The organism is Mesorhizobium sp. WSM4833, from assembly GCF_055811095.1.
The window spans coordinates 140690-160025 of the sequence record NZ_JBVVQG010000009.1 but is presented as its reverse complement, the minus strand read 5'-3'; the positions used below and the strand labels follow the sequence as shown (position 1 = coordinate 160025).

At 62.1% G+C, this 19336-nt stretch carries 18 protein-coding genes; 2 read left to right on the top strand and 16 right to left on the bottom strand.

Features of this window, described 5'->3' with window-relative positions:
* Positions 1-2: 2 nt before the first annotated feature.
* From AC0L2D_RS19945 to AC0L2D_RS19930, 4 genes are all read right to left on the bottom strand, one after another.
* A complete protein-coding gene (locus AC0L2D_RS19945; protein ID WP_473542055.1) occupies positions 3-299 on the bottom strand; it encodes a hypothetical protein in 297 nt (98 codons plus the stop codon).
* On the bottom strand, positions 238-453 hold the full coding sequence (locus tag AC0L2D_RS19940) for a hypothetical protein (RefSeq protein WP_473542053.1): 216 nt from the start codon (positions 451-453) through the stop codon (positions 238-240). The genes AC0L2D_RS19945 and AC0L2D_RS19940 overlap by 62 nt, the downstream gene beginning before the upstream one ends.
* 159 nt (positions 454-612) lie before the next feature.
* Positions 613-1041: a hypothetical protein gene (locus AC0L2D_RS19935; RefSeq protein ID WP_473542051.1), complete on the bottom strand. Its 429-nt coding sequence runs from the start codon at positions 1039-1041 to the stop codon at positions 613-615.
* A gap of 58 nt (positions 1042-1099) precedes the next feature.
* Positions 1100-1393: an ATP-dependent DNA ligase gene (locus tag AC0L2D_RS19930; RefSeq protein WP_473542049.1), complete on the bottom strand. Its 294-nt coding sequence runs from the start codon at positions 1391-1393 to the stop codon at positions 1100-1102.
* A 450-nt stretch (positions 1394-1843) separates the two neighbouring features.
* On the opposite strand from AC0L2D_RS19930, the gene AC0L2D_RS19925 reads away from it, so the two are divergent.
* Together AC0L2D_RS19925 and AC0L2D_RS19920 are read left to right on the top strand one after the other, a co-directional pair.
* On the top strand, positions 1844-4033 hold the full coding sequence (locus AC0L2D_RS19925; RefSeq protein WP_473542047.1) for a serine hydrolase: 2190 nt from the start codon (positions 1844-1846) through the stop codon (positions 4031-4033).
* Positions 4034-4142: 109 nt separating this feature from the next.
* Positions 4143-5858, top strand: coding sequence for a ShlB/FhaC/HecB family hemolysin secretion/activation protein (locus tag AC0L2D_RS19920; RefSeq protein WP_473542045.1), 1716 nt, complete (start codon positions 4143-4145; stop codon positions 5856-5858).
* A 27-nt stretch (positions 5859-5885) separates the two neighbouring features.
* Here AC0L2D_RS19920 and ampH (AC0L2D_RS19915) read toward each other — a convergent pair whose 3' ends face one another.
* The 12 genes from ampH (AC0L2D_RS19915) to AC0L2D_RS19860 all read right to left on the bottom strand — a co-directional run bounded on the left by ampH (AC0L2D_RS19915) (position 5886) and on the right by AC0L2D_RS19860 (position 19289).
* Positions 5886-7043 carry a D-alanyl-D-alanine-carboxypeptidase/endopeptidase AmpH gene (ampH, locus tag AC0L2D_RS19915; RefSeq protein WP_127370226.1) on the bottom strand — a complete coding sequence of 386 codons (1158 nt, stop codon included), beginning with the start codon at positions 7041-7043 and terminating at the stop codon, positions 5886-5888.
* Between the two features lie 45 nt (positions 7044-7088).
* Entirely contained in the window at positions 7089-8237 is a 1149-nt protein-coding gene (gene ampH / locus AC0L2D_RS19910; protein WP_064994128.1) for a D-alanyl-D-alanine-carboxypeptidase/endopeptidase AmpH, read from the bottom strand.
* 61 nt (positions 8238-8298) lie between these two features.
* Positions 8299-9471 carry a M23 family metallopeptidase gene (locus AC0L2D_RS19905; RefSeq protein WP_013525221.1) on the bottom strand — a complete coding sequence of 391 codons (1173 nt, stop codon included), beginning with the start codon at positions 9469-9471 and terminating at the stop codon, positions 8299-8301.
* A gap of 594 nt (positions 9472-10065) precedes the next feature.
* Positions 10066-10296, bottom strand: coding sequence for a hypothetical protein (locus tag AC0L2D_RS19900; RefSeq protein WP_027161998.1), 231 nt, complete (start codon positions 10294-10296; stop codon positions 10066-10068).
* A 240-nt stretch (positions 10297-10536) separates the two neighbouring features.
* Positions 10537-11613 carry an ABC transporter ATP-binding protein gene (locus AC0L2D_RS19895; protein WP_013525219.1) on the bottom strand — a complete coding sequence of 359 codons (1077 nt, stop codon included), beginning with the start codon at positions 11611-11613 and terminating at the stop codon, positions 10537-10539.
* A complete protein-coding gene (locus AC0L2D_RS19890) occupies positions 11610-12410 on the bottom strand; it encodes an ABC transporter permease (protein ID WP_064994959.1) in 801 nt (266 codons plus the stop codon). The genes AC0L2D_RS19895 and AC0L2D_RS19890 overlap by 4 nt, the downstream gene beginning before the upstream one ends.
* Before the next feature lies 1 nt (position 12411).
* Entirely contained in the window at positions 12412-13272 is an 861-nt protein-coding gene (locus tag AC0L2D_RS19885; RefSeq protein ID WP_027161996.1) for an ABC transporter permease, read from the bottom strand.
* Between the two features lie 59 nt (positions 13273-13331).
* Positions 13332-14336 (bottom strand): ABC transporter substrate-binding protein, encoded by a 1005-nt coding sequence (locus AC0L2D_RS19880; protein WP_064994960.1) that lies wholly within the window; start codon positions 14334-14336, stop codon positions 13332-13334.
* Positions 14337-14395: 59 nt separating this feature from the next.
* Complete coding sequence (locus tag AC0L2D_RS19875; RefSeq protein WP_473542041.1) at positions 14396-15865, bottom strand: aldehyde dehydrogenase; 1470 nt, start codon at positions 15863-15865, stop codon at positions 14396-14398.
* 10 nt (positions 15866-15875) lie between these two features.
* Positions 15876-16913 (bottom strand): LLM class flavin-dependent oxidoreductase, encoded by a 1038-nt coding sequence (locus AC0L2D_RS19870; RefSeq protein WP_473542039.1) that lies wholly within the window; start codon positions 16911-16913, stop codon positions 15876-15878.
* Positions 16910-18709, bottom strand: a complete 1800-nt coding sequence (locus AC0L2D_RS19865; RefSeq protein ID WP_473542037.1) for an alpha/beta fold hydrolase — start codon at positions 18707-18709, stop codon at positions 16910-16912. Before AC0L2D_RS19865 ends, AC0L2D_RS19870 begins: the two co-directional genes overlap by 4 nt.
* Entirely contained in the window at positions 18702-19289 is a 588-nt protein-coding gene (locus AC0L2D_RS19860) for an amino acid synthesis family protein (RefSeq protein WP_027161992.1), read from the bottom strand. Before AC0L2D_RS19860 ends, AC0L2D_RS19865 begins: the two co-directional genes overlap by 8 nt.
* Positions 19290-19336 lie beyond the last annotated feature (47 nt).

The following is a 19336-nucleotide window of genomic DNA, read 5'->3' as shown; positions in this document are numbered from 1 at the left end:
CGCTAGTCTAAGTTTGCGGAGGAAACAAACCGGGAAACGTCCTCGCCGTTTGCAAGCCGCCTCTCGAGTAGCCCGAGCGACGACACAATGACTGAGAGCATGTTATTAAAATCATGGGCGATGCCGCCGGTCAGTTGGCCAACCGCCTCCATTTTGTGCGCCTGGTGAAGTGCCCGCTCGCTCTTCAGGCGCGCCTCGGCCGCCTCGGCCACGCGACGTTCGAGTGTATGGTTGAGTTTAAGCAGTTCGGCGTTGGCCCCGCTCTGCAGTGCGGCGCGCTTCCAGAAGCTCTCGTTCATAGCGGCGGCGGTCGGACGCATTGAAGACGGTGATGCGGATGAACTGCAGATTGCCCGATTCGCCGCGCCGCTCCGCGGCGTTGACGAGGACAGAAAGGGTCGATCCATCCGCGCAGACCAGGTCCAGCGCGACCTCGCTGAAAAATGCTTGCATCCGCATCAGCGGAGCAAGTGGGTTTCGTAGTAGATTTTGCCCGCGATGTTCAGGTAATCCTGAAACCACCTGAGCAACGATAGCTAGCGTTGCCAGATCGCCTGCCGGTTTAGCGGTCGCCTAATACGGCTCATGTCTTGCCTGGTCGGTGCCTTGGGTTCAGCCAAGGATCAGTTGAGCAAGTACCATAGTGAGAGCCATCGATACCGGAACGGCTATAAGGCAACACGTCTCAATGATCCTGTTTTCTCGCTTATCCATCTTCGTCACCTCCCGATTTTCGTTCTCATTTTGACGTCTACAGCCAGCCGTGAGAAGCGGTTCCAGGCGGTGGCCGTCAGAGATGCCGCCGCTGCTGCATATTAGCAACACCTTGTCGAACCCTCGGCTGCCGAGCATTAGTCCTCCTCGCAGCGGCGAAGCGTGGCGCCCGCAACCCTGCATGATGTCTTCGAAGATCGGGCCGATCTCTTCATCGATCTCTTGGCCCGGAATGCCCTGGCTCGCGCTGCCCGTTTTGCGTCCACAGCCATATCGATCACCATCCGATATCCAATGGGAGAGAAAATCGCTTCCCCGCTTGCTCATTCTTCCCGAAAGTCCTGCAGCCATGCATGGCAAGAGTCTGCCTCGCCACGCACATGCTTCACGCTTCATGCCTTTTGGCGCCGATCAGGCGTGGCTTTGATGCCAGCCCCTCCAGACCGGCTTCATCGATCAGGTGATGGATTGGCCTCGCTGGGCAGCGCCTGGCTGAATTGAATGCGGATGTTGGCGGGATCACGCTTTCAAGGATCTCACGCCGTTTCTCCAGTGCCATGTCGCGCAGGTCATGACCGTTGAGGTGCAGCAGGTCGAAGGCGACAAAGTAGAGGTCGTGCTGCCGTCGTGTGATCGCCTTGCGCAGCTCGGCGAAGTCAGACAGGCCGGCATCGTTCAACACAGCCGCACTTTCGCGACGCCAAGTGACTCCACTTGGCTGCAAATGCGCGCTGGTCGCCGAAGGTGCGTAAGCGCACCCCTTGATAGGGGATCGGAATTCCGCATGTCAGGGTCTGCTCCAATCGGAGACCGCACGGCTCAACCATTCGCCGGAAAGGACTGTTTCTCGCCGATACGAGCTCGTAAACATGGCTCGCTCCGAGTTCACGTCGGACAAGCGGAAGCTCTCGGCGCTGAAGTTGCAGGCTGCCGCGGCGATAGCGGCGTTTCTGACAAAGATTCGCCAGATCAGAATCGAGTTCACCTTCCGTCATCCACTCTTTGGATGATATGGAAAAGGTGCTCGGGAGACGAGAATGTCGGTTAAGGAGGCGAACTGACATTCGCCGAAGATCGGAGGATGCATGTCGAAGACCGATGCAGTCGACGCATGCGGTGAAGTCGCCAAATGATAGACGGTTGTTTCAGGCCGGGGATGGGCGGTTGGCTTGGCATTGCGCTCCTGGCCCTCTTGCCTTCCGGTCCGGCCTTCGCTTTTGAAAGCCCGGATGAAGTTAGCGCAGCGAATCCCCTGAAATGCGGAGCACCTGACGATTATTCCGGGTCGAGCGAATGGGTCAGCAACTTCAGCATCAGCGACAAGCGTCAACCCGTCGGTCCGGTCTTTCAGCAAACACGAAGCAACGTTCTTGATCGTAGGGTTGCGCTTCTACAGAGCGTACTCACGGACAAATCTGTTTACGCCTCAGCGATTGATGGAGTGTTTGGTTCGCAGACAGCAAGCGCTGTGAAGTCCTTCCAGAGCACATATGGAATGCCCGTTGACGGCACAGTGGGGATGCAGACCGGTAGTGCACTCGGGCTGCCGTTTTGGCAAGCGAACAAGGCGCGCAGTCTAGCCCCGCCATTTCGCGACAATGCGAAATATCCTGAAGGTACTGAATTCAACTTCAGAAGTCTGGTCGGGATCGGCAATTTCTTTAGCAGCCTGCCGGACGCTGACTATAGTTCCTCAAATGCGCTTACTCGGAGGGCCCTTCGAACAAACAATCCCGGCGCCATAAACATCTCGAAATGGCAGCGAGACAGCATGAGAGGATATGTGGGTTGCACTCTGCCAGACCGGTACGGCAACCAAACTGCCATTTATGAAACCCCAGAGTATGGTGTAGCTGCTTGGGGTTTTCTCCTCCGCAAGATCTATTTCCACGGAAACAAGTCTAAGGTCACCGTCGGCGACATTGTGGATAAGTATAGAGGCGACAATTCCCGCGATCCTTACATTGATGGATATAAGAAATATTCGGATGGCAAATTGGTCGAAGATTATGAAGTCGACCTGTATAGCAATCGTGAACTCGCGATGCTGGCCATTGCCGCCTACTCGCACGAACTCGGCTCCTGGTATCCTCTCACGGACAAACAGCTTCTGGCAGGCTTTTCAATTACCGATGATTATATTGACTCGGGCGTCAATGACGAGGTCATCGTGTCTTCTGAAGAGATGAATCCGGATCTCTATGTAAAACATCCTGATAGCGAAGGCCCGGCACGCTCGACCGGCTTAACCGCGGCTCAGTTGAGAACGGCCGATGCAAAGGTCCAGGCCGGCCTACAGGAGCTCCTCGATGCAGAGGATGGACCTCCCGGGGCGATCGCCACGCTCTACCGCGACGGTCGCATGACCGTACTCACAGCGGGGCGCGCCGATGTCATATCGGGTGAGGCGCTGGGGGTCGACCAATATATGCGCATCGCCAGCATCTCAAAAGCATTCAACGGCGCCATTGCCCTGCACCTCGTCCAGAAGGGCCGGCTCGGACTCGACGACACCATCGGCCAGCACCTGCCTGATCTGCCGGCGGCATGGTCGGCCGTCACGGTCCGCCAGATGCTGAACCACACCAGCGGCCTGCCCGACTACTTGCAGTCCAAGGGCTTGGCCGAGCAGGTCGCGACAAATCCTCAAGGTTACGTGCAGCCCATTGAGATCATCGGCTGGGTCCGCAACGACCCGCTCGAGTTTACGCCCGGCACCCAGTATACCTACTCCAACACGGACAACGTCGTCGTCGGGCTGATCGCCGAGGCGGTCACAGGAATGCCCTACGGGACGCTGCTGAAGAACATCGCGTTTGGTCCTGCCGCCCTCGCCCGGACGAGTTTCCCCACGCGCGACATCGCGCTGCCTGGGCCCGCCATCCACGGCTATGTCGTCGCGCCCGGATCCGAGCCGAAAGATGTCACGACCTTCGTCAGCCCGAGCGGTGCGTGGGCGTCGGGCGCGATCGTGTCGACGCCTGATGATTTGTCGATGTTCATACGGGCAGATCTCGGACTGAAGTTCTTCGGCGCTGCCGAGCAGATTGAACAGATGAAGTTCGTGGCCGGCAATTCCAGTCCGCCCGGACCCGGGACGAACGAGGCCGGTCTCGGACTGTTCCGCTACACCACGCCGTGCGGTGTCGTTTATGGCCACACCGGCAGTTTCCCGGGCTACACGCAGTGGGCGGCGTCAACCGCCGACGGGACGCGCTCGGTCACCACCACGCTGAACATCGCTGAGCCGGCTGGCGCGTTGCTCGACCGCTTGCGGGAGGTTCAGGCTCAGGCGGTCTGCGCTTTGTTGGGGCACTGACGGGTGTGCATCGCGGGATGACGGACCCCGACATATTTGCTAATTTGCTAAACCAAGTTTCGAATAACCGTTGATTTTCCCTGCCACGACATGTCAGCGAGTTTGATTGATGCCTCTTCGCAAGGCGCTGTCCCACTGGTTCGACGCAGTACGTCGCGTGTCCATCAGTCTTGCAACCAGTGCCTTCATGGTCGGACCGAGCCTTAGCCAGACGATCCCCGAGCGGATCGATTCGGTGGTTTCGGATCAGAACGAGATCATCCGACGCTATTCCGCTCCGAGGAAGCCCGGCACGATTGACCTGTCAGTTCCGGATGCACGCAAGGCAACGAGCTCGGAACAAGCCGAAAAAACAATGTTTACCTTGAGGTCGATAACCGTTCGAGGCGCGGTGACGGTGCCCAGCGCTACGCTGGAGCAAGCGTGGGCCGCGCAGCGGAACAAAAAGATAAGCGCCGCCGACCTTTACGCGATCGCCGAGCGGATCGACGAGATCTACCAGAAGGCCGGATATTTCTCGTGGGCCGTCGTTCCCGAGCAGGACTTTTCATCCGGCAACGTCGTCATCGTTCTCTACGAATCCTATGTGCGCCGGGTCACCATCAACAGCGCCATCCCTGATATTGAGCGGCGTTTGAAACCTTACATCGATCGCATCGTCGCCATGCGGCCAATCCGGATCAAGGAGGCCGAGCGCGTGCTGTTGCTGATGAGCGATCTTGGCGGCCTGACCATCGAAGGCACTTTCATTCGGCCCGAAACGCCCTCGGCCGGCGGTGATCTGAAACTCAACATTGGCTTCAAGCGGGCCGGCGCAAACGCAATAGTCGACAATCTCGGCAGCAATGCCGTCGGCCCATTTCAGCTGACCGGCACCGGCACCTTCAACGATGCGCTTAGGCTGTTCGATGTGGCGAACATCGCCCTGGTGACCATTCCGGACAGTCCCGAGGAGTTGAAGTTCGTGCTGGCTTCGCACGATGTCCCGATCGGGTATGACGGACTGCATGTAGGCTATAGCATCGGTTATGTCTCTTCCCAGCCGGGCGCCGACCTCAAGCCTCTCGATCTCGACATAGCCTCTAGGTTCGGCAGCGCGTATGTCAACTACCCACTGCTGCGGACAATTGACCACAGCCTGTTTAGCCGCCTTGAATTGAACTTCAAGGACAACTCGCTGGCGTTGGGCGGCGAAACGCAGACGGATGAGGACCTCCGATGGCTGGCGGCCTCCCTTAAGTATACCGGTGAGTTGGAAAACGGCGCCATCACGCTGACAGGTACTTTCGGCCAAGGCCTCGACGGCTTTGGCGCGAGCAGCAGCACCGATCCGCTTGCACCGCGTCCAGGCGTTCCTGATGACTACAGGTATTTTCGGGGCGACCTCGACCTTACCAAGGAGATCGCTTCGCTGGCCGTCGCCCACCTCAGAGTGGCTGCGCAATATGCGCCGACGGCGGTGCCATCGTCGGTCCAGTTGGTGCTCGGCGGCGATCCCTATGGCCTGGCTTTCGATGGCTCGGCCGCTTCAGGCGATAGCGGGATAGCGGCCTCGCTGGAATTGGGACGCAACATCGAACTCCCGGAGGCTTTGCCGATCCCAAATCTGAACGTGTTTGCTTATGTCGATTACGGTGCGGTCTGGAACCACGATACGGGCGTGGATTACATCGAGGCGGAACTCGGCTCGGCCGGAATAGGTGCAAAGGCTGCATTTGGGCAACACCTCAATGCAAGGGCGCTTGTTGCGGTACCGTTCAGAGATAACCGAGGTCTGACTGATACCGGCACGCGTTTTTTGTTCCAGCTAATCAGCTCGTATTAGGTGGCGTAGCTCCCGCCTGAACTGCCCTTATCTTGGCGCAAGTTGCGCGACGAGATCATTCGTTGCTGCGACCATCGCCTTGAACCCGCCGACACTGAACTGATTGATCGAGGCGAAGACACCGACACCGCGCGTTGGCGCCAACACCACATAACTGAACTGCCCCTGCAATCCGCCGGTCTTGTTGAGCATCATGGGCTTGTCCTTGTCGGCCAGAACTCCGACCCAGCCAAGCGTCATCATTCCCATCGGCCCCGCATCGTCGATGCCGATTACCGGCGAGAGACCGTCGCGCCAGAGCCAGCCCGCATGGTCGACGGTACGCTCCGCATCGCCGGCCGCATCCTTGCGAAGGTGCCAGGCCATGAACTTCATCATGTCGGCGGCGGAGGTGTAGAGCCCGCCCGCGCATCCGATCGTTTCCGGCGAAGGAACGAGGGGCAACGGTGTGCCGTCGAAGAAATGGCCCTGCATGGTCCGCGCCGCATCGCCTTCCGCCAGGTTGAGCTTGGTGTCGGTCAGTTGGCGGGGCGTGAGCACCCGCTCGGCCAGCAGATCGCCATAGGACTTGCCACCGGCATTGGCCAGCGCGAGGCCGAGCAGATCGTAACCCCAGTTCGAGTAAAAGGCACCCGTGCCGGGAGGGAAAAGATAGGGTTCTGGCTTCGCAAGCTCAGCGCGGCTGAGGTCGAAGGTATTGCCGGCGAACGGGTCGTCCGGCGTGCCGCCTGTCTGGTTCGGTACCTCGCGCGGCAGGCCGGATGCCTGCGTCACCAGATCGATGAGCCTCGGCGTTCGTCCTTCGAGCCCAGGCACGGTCCAGTCCTTCCCGAGGTGTTTGGCAAGGGGATCGGTCGCGCCGATGACGCCATCCACAATCATCGAGCCCATCAGATCGCCGCAGAAGGTCTTGGAGATCGAGGCTATCCGCATCAGCGTATGTTCGTCGGGCACCTGCCCCGAGCCCTTGCGGATTTCGCCGAAGCCAGCGAAGGCCGTCTCGCCGTTGCGAACCGCGGCGATCACGAGGCCAGGAGCGCCCGAGCCCAGGAAGGCGATGCCGCCGGCAAATCCCACGGCTTCCTCAAGCAGACGATCTTTGGCGGCGGCGACGTGAGGAGCCGCAAGGACGCAGGCTGCCGTGAAGCAGAGGATGAGCAAGCGCCTGTGGCCTGAACCGGTCATTGGAATGTCCTCGACGAGAAATCTGATTGTGAGACGAGAGCGCAGTCAGCGGGGCGCGAGCTGATAGATCAGTTCGTTTACTGCGTGCACCATTGCTTCAAAGCCCCCGGCGTTGAACTGGTTGATCGCCGCGAAGACGCCGACGCCGCGCGTCGGCGCGATGGCAACATATGTAAACATGCCTTGTCGCCCTCCGGATTTGTGAAGCACCAGCGGACGGTTGCCGTCAGCCTCTACCACAACCCAACCGAGTGCCATCGCATCCATCGGCGCGCCACCGTCGTCGAGGCCCAGCGCCGGAGAGAGCCCATCCCTCCTGACTAGGCTGGCGTGGTCGATAATGCGGCGTGCATCGTCCTCGGAGCCGCCTTGAGCCAAGTGCCAGGCGATCCACTTCAGCATATCGTTGGGCGTCGTATAAAGCCCCGAGGCGCATTCCATCGTCATCGGTGTCGGCACGAAGGGAAGCGGCGTGCCGTCGAAATTGTGGCCCTGCATCAGCCGGCCCTCGTCACCAGGTCGCGGATTGAAGACCGTGTCCACCATGCCGCGTGGCCGCAACACGCGCTCCTCCAAGACGGTAGCGTACGGCTTGCCAGCCGCTCCGCTGATCGCCAGTCCCAGGAGGTCGAAGCCCAGGTTCGAATAGAGCGCGCCAGTTCCGGGAGGAAACAGAAACGGCTCCCCGTGCATGGCTGCGATCATCGCTTCCTTTGTGTGGCCGGCGTAGGGATCGTTGGGTGTTCCACCTGCCTGGGCCATCTCGCGCGGCAGGCCGGATGTCTGTGTCGCGAGGTCGATGATCCTTAGGGTCCGCCCATCCTTCTCCGGCACCACGAAACCGTCAGGCAGGTGCGTCTGAACAGGGTCAGTCAGGCCGATCTCTCCTTTTACCAACAAACTGGCGAGAGCGTCTCCGCAAAATGCCTTCGAAATGGATGCCACTCGCATCATTGTGTCGGCATTCGGCTCTATGCCGGATCCGCGGACCGTTTCGCCGAAACCGGCAAACGCCGTCTCGCCGTTGCGAACGCCGGCGATCACCAGGCCCGGCGCGCCTGAACTCACAAAAGCGAATGTACCGGTGAATTCGACCGCTTCGTCCAGCAGCCGATCGGCGTTTGCAGGACTTGCGCAGGTAAGGACGGCAGCGGCAAGGAAAAGACGTAAGGGTATTGTGCGGGTGGCGGTCATCGGCTTCGAGCTCACCATTTCGGAAATCAGGGCGGACTGTCCACTGCCTTTTACAAGGCGATCACTGTGGCCAGTCAACAACAGAGAGGTCAAGCGGCAGCACGTCTTCCAGTTTCTGGGGCGGGACGCGCGGCGTAAGCGTCATCGGCGATCCGGTCGCTTCCGCCATGTCAAAATCCTCGGTGGCCTCGCCGACGGCGGTGATGGTAAAGCTGTCGAACACGTAGGGGAGGCCGTCCGAGGCCAACGGAGAAGCGCTGTCCATGACATGCAGGTGCAAATGCGGCGCTTGACTGTTCCCGGTATTGCCGACTTCGCCAATCTGATCGCCGCGCTGCACCTTGTCTCCGAGCTTCACCTTAATGCTCCCCGGCCGCATGTGGGCGTAGTTGACGAACAAGCCCGAGCCGATGTCGAGCACGACGAAGTTTCCGTCGGCCTCGTCAATCGGCAAGTTGGCGGGCAGCGCACCGGGCACTTGGTCCTGCAAGTCGTCGCGCGTCCCGACCACGGTGCCGTCGGCAACGGCAAGGATAGGCTTGCCATAGATGTGGTAGTTCGCAGGAACCTTAAGGTCGCCCACGACCAGCGTGTTGTTGTCGTCGATTTGCTCCCAGTCGATAGCGAAACGTTGGGCAAGGTAGAACTTGCCGTCGAGCGACAGCAGGGCGCGGACATGGCGGATGGAATCGCAGCAGCCGTCAGCCGCGACATAACCCTTGCCGCGCAAAGGCGGCCCAAGAGCCACCGGTGCCTTCGCAACGACGGCACCCTCGCCAATCGTCACCGTCATGTCGGCGCCAATGACCGCGAAAAACGCCGTGATCTCGTGGGTAATGCGAGCCGGAACCGCCGCCCCGTCCGCAAGCACGACATGCAGAAAGATGACGGCGAACTGATAGGCGGCCAACTCGCGGTTTTCGTTGCCGCGGCTTGCGCCCGGCGTGACGCGCGTGCGCAATTCATCCGGGCCGAGTTCTGCAAGCGGTGCTCCGCTGTCGGCATCGACGACCTTGAGCTTCTCGAAACGGACATCGCCGCCAGTGATATTCGTCACTGCCAGTTCGTAGACGATGTGACGCCTGCCGTCCGAGCCTGGAATCACATGCGGGGGAGCGATGATCTCCGCAACGAGTGGCGTGAGCTTCGGATTGTCGCTGGCAGCGTGCACCCCGGATGGAAATGTTGCCAACAACAGCACAAAGGTCGAAAGGAGCCAAATTGGAACCCGCATTCGAACGCGCCTCCTCTGCACACGCTGACTTTGCGACGCGAGGGTACGACAATGAAGGCCGGGAGCCAAGGTGGCGTGCGGCACAGGAAGATTCGCCGAACCTGGCGCAACCGCGGCCTCAAGTGTTATCGTTTGCATGTCTGGTTTACGGGAACTTTGCGGGCCTCTGATGACAGTTCAAATCAGCCGGCCACCACAGCCAGGGGACAGGATGTGATTCTGTCGTCCCTGCTTGCGAGTACATTCAACAGACGAACTCGGTAGCAGCGGTGAATTGGCGGTAGCCCTCTACCGACTCGAACCCCCATAGCGGATCCAAAACACCCCGACCTCCTCCAGAGGGCCCGCATCTCGACGGGAGCCGCAAGAGAGAAAGTTCGAAAAGCTTCTAGGAAACCCAAGCAGACTGAACGGCGCTGCGGACAATGAGGTTTACGAATACACCGGCGAACATTCGCATTGGGGCGGTCAATATCGTCGGCAGAAGAGCGTCCGAAAGGGCTACCGGCGGCTCCCTCGTAGGAACGAAAAAAGAAGAGAAGCAGAACTTTCTTGTGCGTTTTTTGCACACAATGTTCCGTAACCTGATTATAGTCAGGTATGCAAGACGCCAATGTCATCCTCGACCAGATGTAGGTTGACGCTGCTCAGCTCCGAGGTCGCGCGTGCGCCCTGGTCCTTGAGCAAATGCGCGAGCTGAGCGACGATGCAGTCGCGGCGTCTCACGACGTCCAGCTGTTCGCGGCGATCCTCCACCTGCATAAACGCCTCGGCCGATCGCAGCAAGAGCGGCCACCGCACGCGCTCGGGGTAGAGGTGCCGCATGCATAACGCGCAGGCCAGGGACACTGGTCGGCGGGGTGTTAAGGGACTGCAGACCAGCAGGCGTGCGATGGCAACCGAACAGCTTTCCAGCCAGAGGCGTCTGACCCTCTCGCTAGGCCGTAAGCAACTTTGTTTGGCAGATAAGGGGCTTGAAGCGGACTGACAGCTTCTAAGCGCGCATTTTCACAAGCGGACTTTCTTTCCGCAACGGAATCGCTTTGACATGCGCAATCCCGGCCATCAGGCCGGGAACAGGAACGCCGAAGCGGGATCGAAAAAGATGCGCTGACCTGATGTGGCGGTGCCATCGCCCACCTCTGCGTCAGAGGTTGGCCTGACGTCGATCTCATCTCCGCCGGCCGTGCGTGCCACGACCCGCCGTCGGTCGCCGAAGAAGGCGGTATCGACGATCTCGACGGCGAGTGCCACGCTTGTCGGCGTAGGCGTCAAGCGGAAGGCTTCCGGGCGCACCATCAGCCGGACGTTCTGGCCTTGGCCGAACGACGTTGTCGCCTTGACGCCGGTCACGATCGAGCCGCCGGCCAGGCGGATCGTCGATGCGCCATCTGCGGTTTGCAAATGCTCAGCCGGCAGGAAATTCGAGTTGCCGATGAAGCCGGCGACGAACTCGCTCGCCGGCCGGAGGTAAAGATCCTCGCCAGTACCGATCTGTTCGATGCGGCCTTCCCTGAACAGAGCGATGCGATCCGAAAGATGCAGCGCCTCCTCCTGGTCGTGCGTGACATAGAGGATGGTGACGCCGGTCTCGCGGTGGATGCGGCGGATCTCGGCCTGGATCTCCTGGCGCAGCTTCTTGTCGAGCGCCGACAGCGGCTCGTCCATCAGCAGGATCGGCGGGTCGTAGGCGAGCGCGCGGGCAAGCGCCACGCGCTGCTGCTGGCCGCCCGACAGCGCGCCCGGATGGCGGTCGGCGAAGTTTTCGAGGCGCACCAGCGCCAGCATGTCGGCGACCTTGCGCTTGATCTCGCCATCCGGTCGGCGGCGCACGCGCAGCGGAAAGGCGACATTCTCGGCGACACTCAGATGCGGAAATAGCGTGTAGCGCTGGAAGACCATGCCGATGTTGCGCTTGTGCGACGGCACCGAAAGCAGCGACCTGTCCTCCAGGAGCACATCGCCCGAGCTCGGATCCTGGAAACCGGCGATGGCGTAGAGTGTCGTCGACTTACCGGAACCCGACGGGCCAAGGAACGTCAGGAACTCCCCCTTGGGCACATCGATGGTGACGTCATGGACGGCGACGAAGGCGCCGAACGTCTTTCTCACCGCGCGTATGGACAGGAATGGCCGGGTCATCTTGACATTTTCCTGCGAAGGAGTGCGGTCACGATCATCAGGCACAAGGTCAGGCCGACAAGCAGGCTGGAGGCGGCGGCGATGACCGGGCTGAGGTCGGCGCGCAAGCTGCCCCAGATCTTGACCGGCAAGGTCTGCAAGGTCGGGCTTGCCATGAAGATCGCCACCACGACCTCGTCCCATGAGGCCAGGAAAGAGAAGATCGCCGCGGAGAAGATGCCGATCCTGATCGACGGCAAGGTGATCCTCAACCGTGCCTGCAGCGGGCTGGCGCCGCAGACTATGGCCGCGTCCTCGATGGATTTGTCGAAACCCTCTAGCGCCGCAGTGATCGGGATAATGGCGAAAGGCAGCGCCAGGATGGTGTGGGCGATGACGAAGCCGACCGTGGTGCCGGCAAGGCCGATGCGCAGGAAGAAGGCGTAGATGGCGATGGCGAACACGACGACTGGCAGCACCATCGGCATCAACAGCAAGCCGCGCAGGACCTGGCGTCCGCGAAACTCACCCCTGACCAGGCTGAAGGAGGCGAACAGGCCGATGACGACGGCGAGGATGGCGGCCATGGCGGCAATCCGGACACTGGTCAGCGCGGCATCGATCCAGGTCGGATCAGCCAGCAACTGCTGGTACCATTTCAGCGTCCAGCCGGGCGGCGGGAAGGCGAGCCAGCGCGACGAGCCGAACGACAGGAGCACGATGAAGACCACCGGCAGCAACAGGAAAGCCGCCACTGCCGCCGTGAAGCCGACAAGTGCCACGCGCAGCCATCCGAGCCGGTCATAGTCGAGCAGCATGTCAGAGCCCTCCGCCGGCGCGCCTGGCGCCGACCAGGCGAAGCTGGATCGCGTAGAGCGCCATGGTGACGACAAGCAGGACGAAGGCGGCCGCACTTCCAAGCCCCCAGTTGAGCAGCGACTGCACCGTCTGGGCGATCATCTCGGCCAGCATCATGTTCGATGTGCCGCCAAGCAGGGCAGGCGTGACGAAGTAGCCAAGCGACATGACGAAGACCATCAGCCCTCCGGCGGCGATGCCGGGAAGCGACAGCGGCAAAAGGATGCGGCGGAAGGCCTCGGACGGGCTTGCGCCGCAAAGGGCGGCCGCGCGCAGCGTCATAGGGTCGATGGCGCGTAAAGTGCCGACCAGCGGCAGGATCATGAAGGGCAGCATGATGTACACCATGCCGATGGTGACCCCGGCGAGGTTGTTGATGAGCGGCAGCGGCTCATGGATGATGCCCAACCCCATCAGCGCCCTGTTGATGACGCCGGTGCGTTGCAGCAGCACCATCCACGCATAGGTGCGGGTGAGAAGGTTCGTCCACATCGACAGAATGATGATGCCGAAGACGATCGAGCCCGGGGCCGGCGGCATGATCGCCAGCATCCAGGCAACAGGGAAAGCCACCAGGATGGTGACGGCTGTGACGACCGATGCGACCAGGAAGGTGTTGAGGAACACCCGCACATAGGTGTCGCTGCCGAACAGCGCCGCGTAGTTCTGCAAGCCGGGTTCGGGATCGGTGACGCTGCGCAGCAGCAGGGCAACCACCGGCACGATGAAGAACAGGCCAACCAGAAGCAGGGCCGGCAAGGCGCTGCCGCTGCCGGCTGGCAGGCCGGCAACCGAGCTGCGTCTGAAAGAACTTCCCTGCATCGAGCGGTCCTGTCTCAAAACGGGGCGCGCAAGCTGCGCCCCGTCGGTCTGCAACGGTGTTACTTGGTCTGCCAGGCATACCAGCGCGCGGCGATCTCGTCGCGATGCTCGGCCCAGTAGTTCATGTCGAGGTTGATCTGGCCGTCGACATGGGCATCAGGCAGGGCCTTGACGGCATCGGCGGGCATCTCCGCCTTGGCCTTGGTGTTGATGGGCGCATAGCCGCTTGCCTCGGCGAATTTCGCCTGGCCGGTCGGGCTGGTGGCGGCGGCGAGGAACTTCATCGCGCTGTCCTTGTTCTTGGCGCCCTTCGGCACGACGAGCACGTCGGCGGCGGTGAGGTTCTGCTTCCAGGCGACGCCGACGTCGGTGCCATCCTGCTGGAGGGCGAAGACACGCCCGTTCCACAACTGACCGAAGGCAGCCTCGCCGGAGGCAATCAGCTGCTGTGATTCAGCGCCGCCGCCCCACCAGACGATATCGGATTTGATGGTGTCGAGTTTCTTGAAGGCACGGTCGAGATCAAGCGGATAAAGCTTGTGCGCCGGCACGCCGTCGGCCAGCAAAGCGATCTCGATGACGCCCGGCGCCGACCATTTGTAGAAGGTCCGCTTTCCGGGAAACTTCTTGGTGTCGAACATGTCGGCCCAGCCGGTCGGTTCGCCCGAGACGGCGCCCTTGTTCCAGGCGAGCACGAAGGAGTAGTAGAAGCTGCCGACGGCATGCTCATTGCTGAAACGCGGGTCAAGATCGGCCTTGGGCACGACCGCATAGTCGATCGGCTCCAGCAGCCCGTCCTTGGCGGCCTTTATGGCGAAATCCATTTCCACGTCGACGACATCCCAGGTGACATTGCCGGCGTCGACCATGGCCTTGAGCTTGCCATAGTCGGTCGGTCCGTCCTGCAGCACCTTGATGCCGGAGCTGGCTTCGAAGGGGGCTGCCCAGGATTTGGTCTGCGCTTCCTGCGTGGTGCCGCCCCAGCTGGTGAACGCCATCTCATCGGCCTTGGCGGCGGTTGCCGTGAGTAGCCCGGCCAGCAGGCCGGTCAAAATCAGTTTCATGTCATTCTCCTCTGTTGGTCTGTTCTTGTTTTTCTCAGTGCACCTGCGTCCCGCGGTTCTCAGCGCATGACGAAGGGATCGGGGATCGGCTCGTCCGAGGTGTTGATCCAGACGGATTTCGAGCGTGTGTAATCTCTGATGGTGTCGAGCCCACCCTCCCGGCCGAGCCCCGACAGGCCGTAGCCGCCGAAGGGAACGAGCGGCGATACGACGCGATAGGTGTTGACCCAGACGACTCCGGCACGGATGTCGCGCGCCATGCGGTGCGCCCTAGCGAGATTGCTGGTGAACACGCCTGAAGCGAGGCCGAAGGGCGTGTCGTTGGCGAGCGCCAGCGCCTGCGCTTCGGTGTCGAAGGCAAGCACGCTGAGCACTGGCCCGAACAGTTCCTCGCGCACGCAAGGCAGGTCGCTGGCGCCGGCATCGATGATGGTCGGCGCATAGTAGAAGCCGCTGCCGGCTGGCCTTGTGCCGCCGGTGACCAGCGTGCCGCCCCCGGCGACGCTTTCCGCGACAACTTTCTCGATCCAGTCGCGCTGACGCAGCGTGGCGAGCGGACCCATTTCGGTCGCCGGATCCTGCGGATCGCCGATGCGGATCGCCTCGGCCTTGCGCTTCAGGCGGGCGAGGAATTCATCCTTGACCGAACGCTCGACCAGCAGCCGCGAGCCGGCGACGCAGCTCTGGCCGGTCGCGGCAAAAATGCCGGCGACCACCGCATTGGCGGCGCTGTCGAGATCGGCGTCGGCAAAGACGACGACCGGGCTTTTGCCGCCGAGTTCCAGAGTGGTGTACGCAAGGTTCTCCGCCGTGCTCCTGACGATGGCGCGCGCCGTCGAGGGACCGCCGGTGAAGGCCACTCGCGAAACCAGCGGATGGCTGGTCAGGCGCCGGCCGCAATCATGGCCCCAACCGGTGAGGATGTTGACGACGCCTGGGGGAAAGCCAGCCTCATGAACCAGTTCGGCAAAAGCGAGCAGCGGCCCCGGGCCATCCTCGGAGGCCTTGAGCACGATGCTGCAGCCGGCGGCGAGCGCCGGACCGAGCTTGACGGCCGAGAGGAAGAGCTGCGAATTCCACGGAACCACCGCGGCAACGACACCGATCGGTTCGCGGCGGATGGTGACGTCGAGATCCGGCTTGTCGATCGGCACATGCGCGCCTTCGTGCTTGTCGGCAAGCCCGCCATAATAGCGGTAGTAGTCGCCGACATAGGCGATCTGGGCGCGGGTCTCGCGGATGATCTTGCCTGTATCGCGGGTCTCGAGCTCGGCAAGTCGCCCAGCATTGGCGGCGACGAGGTCGCCCAGCTTGACCAGCAGCTTTCCACGCGCCGTCGCGGTCATCCTACGCCATGGGCCGGAACGCAGGGCGCGGTGCGCCGCCTCGACGGCGCGGTCGACATCGGCTTCGCTCGCCGCCGGCATCCTGGCCCAGGCCGCCCCGGTCGACGGGTCGACGCTGTCGAAAGTAGCGGACGGTTCGTCGAAGCGGCCGTCGATGAAGTTCCTGAAGGGGGCGTCGGTCATGGGCTCGCGATCAAAGGAAGGCCGGCATCACCCGGTCGATGAACAGTTGCAGCGATTTTTTCTTGTGCTCGTGCGAAAGCCCGCTGTCGACCCAGATCGAATACTGGTCGTAGCCGAGTGCCTCATAGGTCTTCAGCCGGGCGATGACCTCATCGGCCTCGCCGATCACCAGGTTCTGCCTGATCTTGTCGGGCGCGTATTGCGGCATGGCCGCGATCTCGTCCGGCGTCAGCGGCTCCAATATGCCTTGATGCACTGGTTTCTTGTTCTGGAACCAGGCGCCGAACTGGCAATAGAAAGTCGACAGGTCCTGCGTCAGGCGATCGGCGTCAGCCGCGTCGTCGGCAACGAAGGTGTGCATCAAAAGCATGATTTCCGGTCGTTCGATCTCGGGATGCGCGGCGCAGGCGGCGTTGAAGCGCTGCATCAGGCTCGTCACCTCGTCATCGCCGGAAGCCAGCGGCGTTACCTGGACCTTGCATCCGTTGGCGACGGCGAAATCGTGCGAGTTCGGGTCGCGGGCCGCCACCCAGATCGGCGGGTAGGGTTTCTGCAGCGGCTTGGGCGAGGAGGTGGTGGCGGGGAATTGCCAGAACTCGCCGGAGAGTTCGAAGTCGCCGTCCCATAGGCCGCGGATCGCCGGTATGATCTCGCGCATGCGCTGGCCGGCGCCCCAGGCGTCAAGACCTGGGAAGATGCGCTGATATTCATAGCTGTAGGCGCCGCGCGCGATGCCGATATCCAGCCGGCCACCGCTGATGACGTCAGCCATCGCCGCTTCGCCGGCAAGCTTGATCGGGTGCCAGAAGGGCGCAATCACGGTTCCGGTGCCGAGGCGGATACGGCTGGTCTTGGCGGCGAGATAGGCGATGTTGATGAAGGGATTGGGCGAGATGGTGAATTCCATGCCGTGATGCTCGCCGATCCAGGCGGTCTCGAAGCATGCCTGTTCGGCCATCAGGACCAGTTCTTCGAGCTCGGTCACAAGCTCGGAATGCGGCTTGGCCAGATCCGACCGTTCCATATGCACGAAGAGCGAGAATTTCATCCGTGGGCACCTGTATTGACGGTGGAAGCGCTGGGTCTGGCGAGCGGCCGGACCTCGCCTTCGACATCGTTGCCGACATAGACGCCGAATGCATCCACCGAGCATTCCCTGATATAGCGCGTGAGCATCGAGCGGATCGCCGGATCGGCGATCTTCAATCCTTCGATCGCGTCGATCTCGATGAGCCGAATGCCGCGATCGCTGGAAGCGGGCACGTCGAACGTGCCGCGATAGTAGACATGCGTGCGCGAAACAGGTCCGGCGTCGTCCCAGACGGCGAACAGGAAACCGAGCTGGGCCTCGATGGCCTTTGCCGCAAGCAGTCCACGCAGACTATTGCCATCGCCTGCCGAACCCAACCCTCGGCCGCGCGGCAGTTCAAAACCGTCCGTCGTTTCCACGAACAGGATCCGGCCACCATTTTCGAGGATGGCGCCGACATCGGTGCCGGGCTGGGTGGCGGCCAGCGCGTCCTGGCTGAGGCCGGGTGCAACATAGGCGCCGCGGCAATAGCCGAGCGGCTGCGCGGAATTGTGCTCGAAATCGCGGACGCGGCCGATGAGGATCGAATGATCACCGGCCTCGACCAGCCGCTCCATGTCGCAGTCAAAGGACGCGACGGAGCCGTCCAAAACGGGACTGCCGGTCCTTCCCGGCCGCCATGCTACGGCGGCGAACTTGTCGGCGGCTTTCGAGGCGAAGATGCCGGACGCTGCCTTCTGGCCCTCGTTGAGGATGTTGATGGCGAAGCTTTTCGATGTCGCGAAGACAGGGTGGCCTAAGGCCTTGTGGGCGATGCAGACCAGCACCAGGGGCGGATCGAGCGACACTGAGGTGAACGAGTTGGCGGTGAAGCCGCGCGGCTCGCCTTCTGGCCCGATGGTGGTGACGATGGTGACGCCGGTGAGGAAGGATCCCAGCGCACGGCGGAACTCGCCGCTGTCGAACCCGGTATTCGCCTCAGCAGTGCCGCTTCGCTCGATCGCTTCGTCCTCCGCGAGGAAGTCAACGATATGGCGCGTGGTGAGGTCCGGCGCCGCGACCGCCATCATGTGCTTCTCGCCCGGCAGCACCGTGCAGCGGCCATGCGGCGCCAGCCGTGCCATCGCGGCCGACATTGCCGGCGAAGAGTTCCTGTCCTCGGAGCCGGTCATGAACAGGGCCGGTACGGCCAGCGTCGGCAGGCGTTCGGCATGATCGCCGTCGGCACGAGCGAACAGGCGGTAGGTGCGGGCATAGCCTTCCGGGTCGACCGCGCTCAGTGCGGATGCCGTGTTCCGCGCTGCCGCCTCCAGCTCGGTCGGCACCGGATCGCCGAACCAGCGCGCAATGGTCTGTGCCGTGCCGGCCGTATCGCTGCGCCCGTTGAGCGCCACCGCGCGCTGGCGAACGGCTTCGGCCAGTTCAGGTGGCCGCCGGAACACGGCATTCAGGGAAACGATGCGGCGGACGCGCTCCGGTGCGCGCAGGGCCAACTCCTGGGCAACGAGCGCACCCATCGAATGGCCGACAACGGACACCCGGTCGAGGCCAAGATGGTCGAGCAGGCGAATGGCCTGGTCGGCGTAGTCGGCCAGTTCCGGGTGCTGCGGCGGCAGTGGCGACTGGCCGTGGCCGAGCATGTCGATCGCGATGACGTCGAAGCTGTCGGCCATGCGTTCGAACTGCGGCTGCCAGATCGCGGCGTTCATGCCGACGCCGTGGATGAACAGCACCGGCGTGCCAGCGCCGGCACGGATGAAGCAGGTGCCATCGAACGTTGTGCCCTGTCGCGCCCAGGTGGAAGCGTCAGCCATGCACGTCCCCAAGCTCCTTGAGGTCCTGATAGCGATCGCCGATACGATGATGCGGGCGACCGCCGATCGACGCACCAAGCGCCACCACCAGTTCGTCCGGCGCCGGCGCATCGCCGATCTGGAAATGCACGGTCAGGTAATGCGAGCGCCGTCCTTCGTCATTCTTGTCCATCAGTGGGATCATGATCGGCGTGTTCGGCCCGCCGCGCAGGTTGGTGAAGGCAAGATAGGTCTTGGCGCCGACGGCGCGGCGATAATGATTGCCAAAATGCAGCGTGTGGATCAGCGCCGAGGCATGCTCGATCTCGCCAGACGTGCCGCAAATGGCTGCCTTGCCATAACCCTCGATCGCGTCGCCGGAACCGGCGATGGCAATGATCTCGCGGGATAGGGTCTCTCCGAGCACAGGCGCACAGTCGCGGATCTCGGGCGACAGATCGTCGGTGAAGCCGCGTCCCGCCCAAGGGTTCGTCAGCACCGCGGCGACGCCGATCAGGCGCAGCGGCCGCGGTGCAGCCTTGCCGCCTTCGATCAGCGTGTTCTCGGTATAAGTCACGATCTTGCGGATGGCAGGCTGCATGGAATCCTCGGGTCGGCGATGCCAGGGACCGTCCGATCTCTGTATCA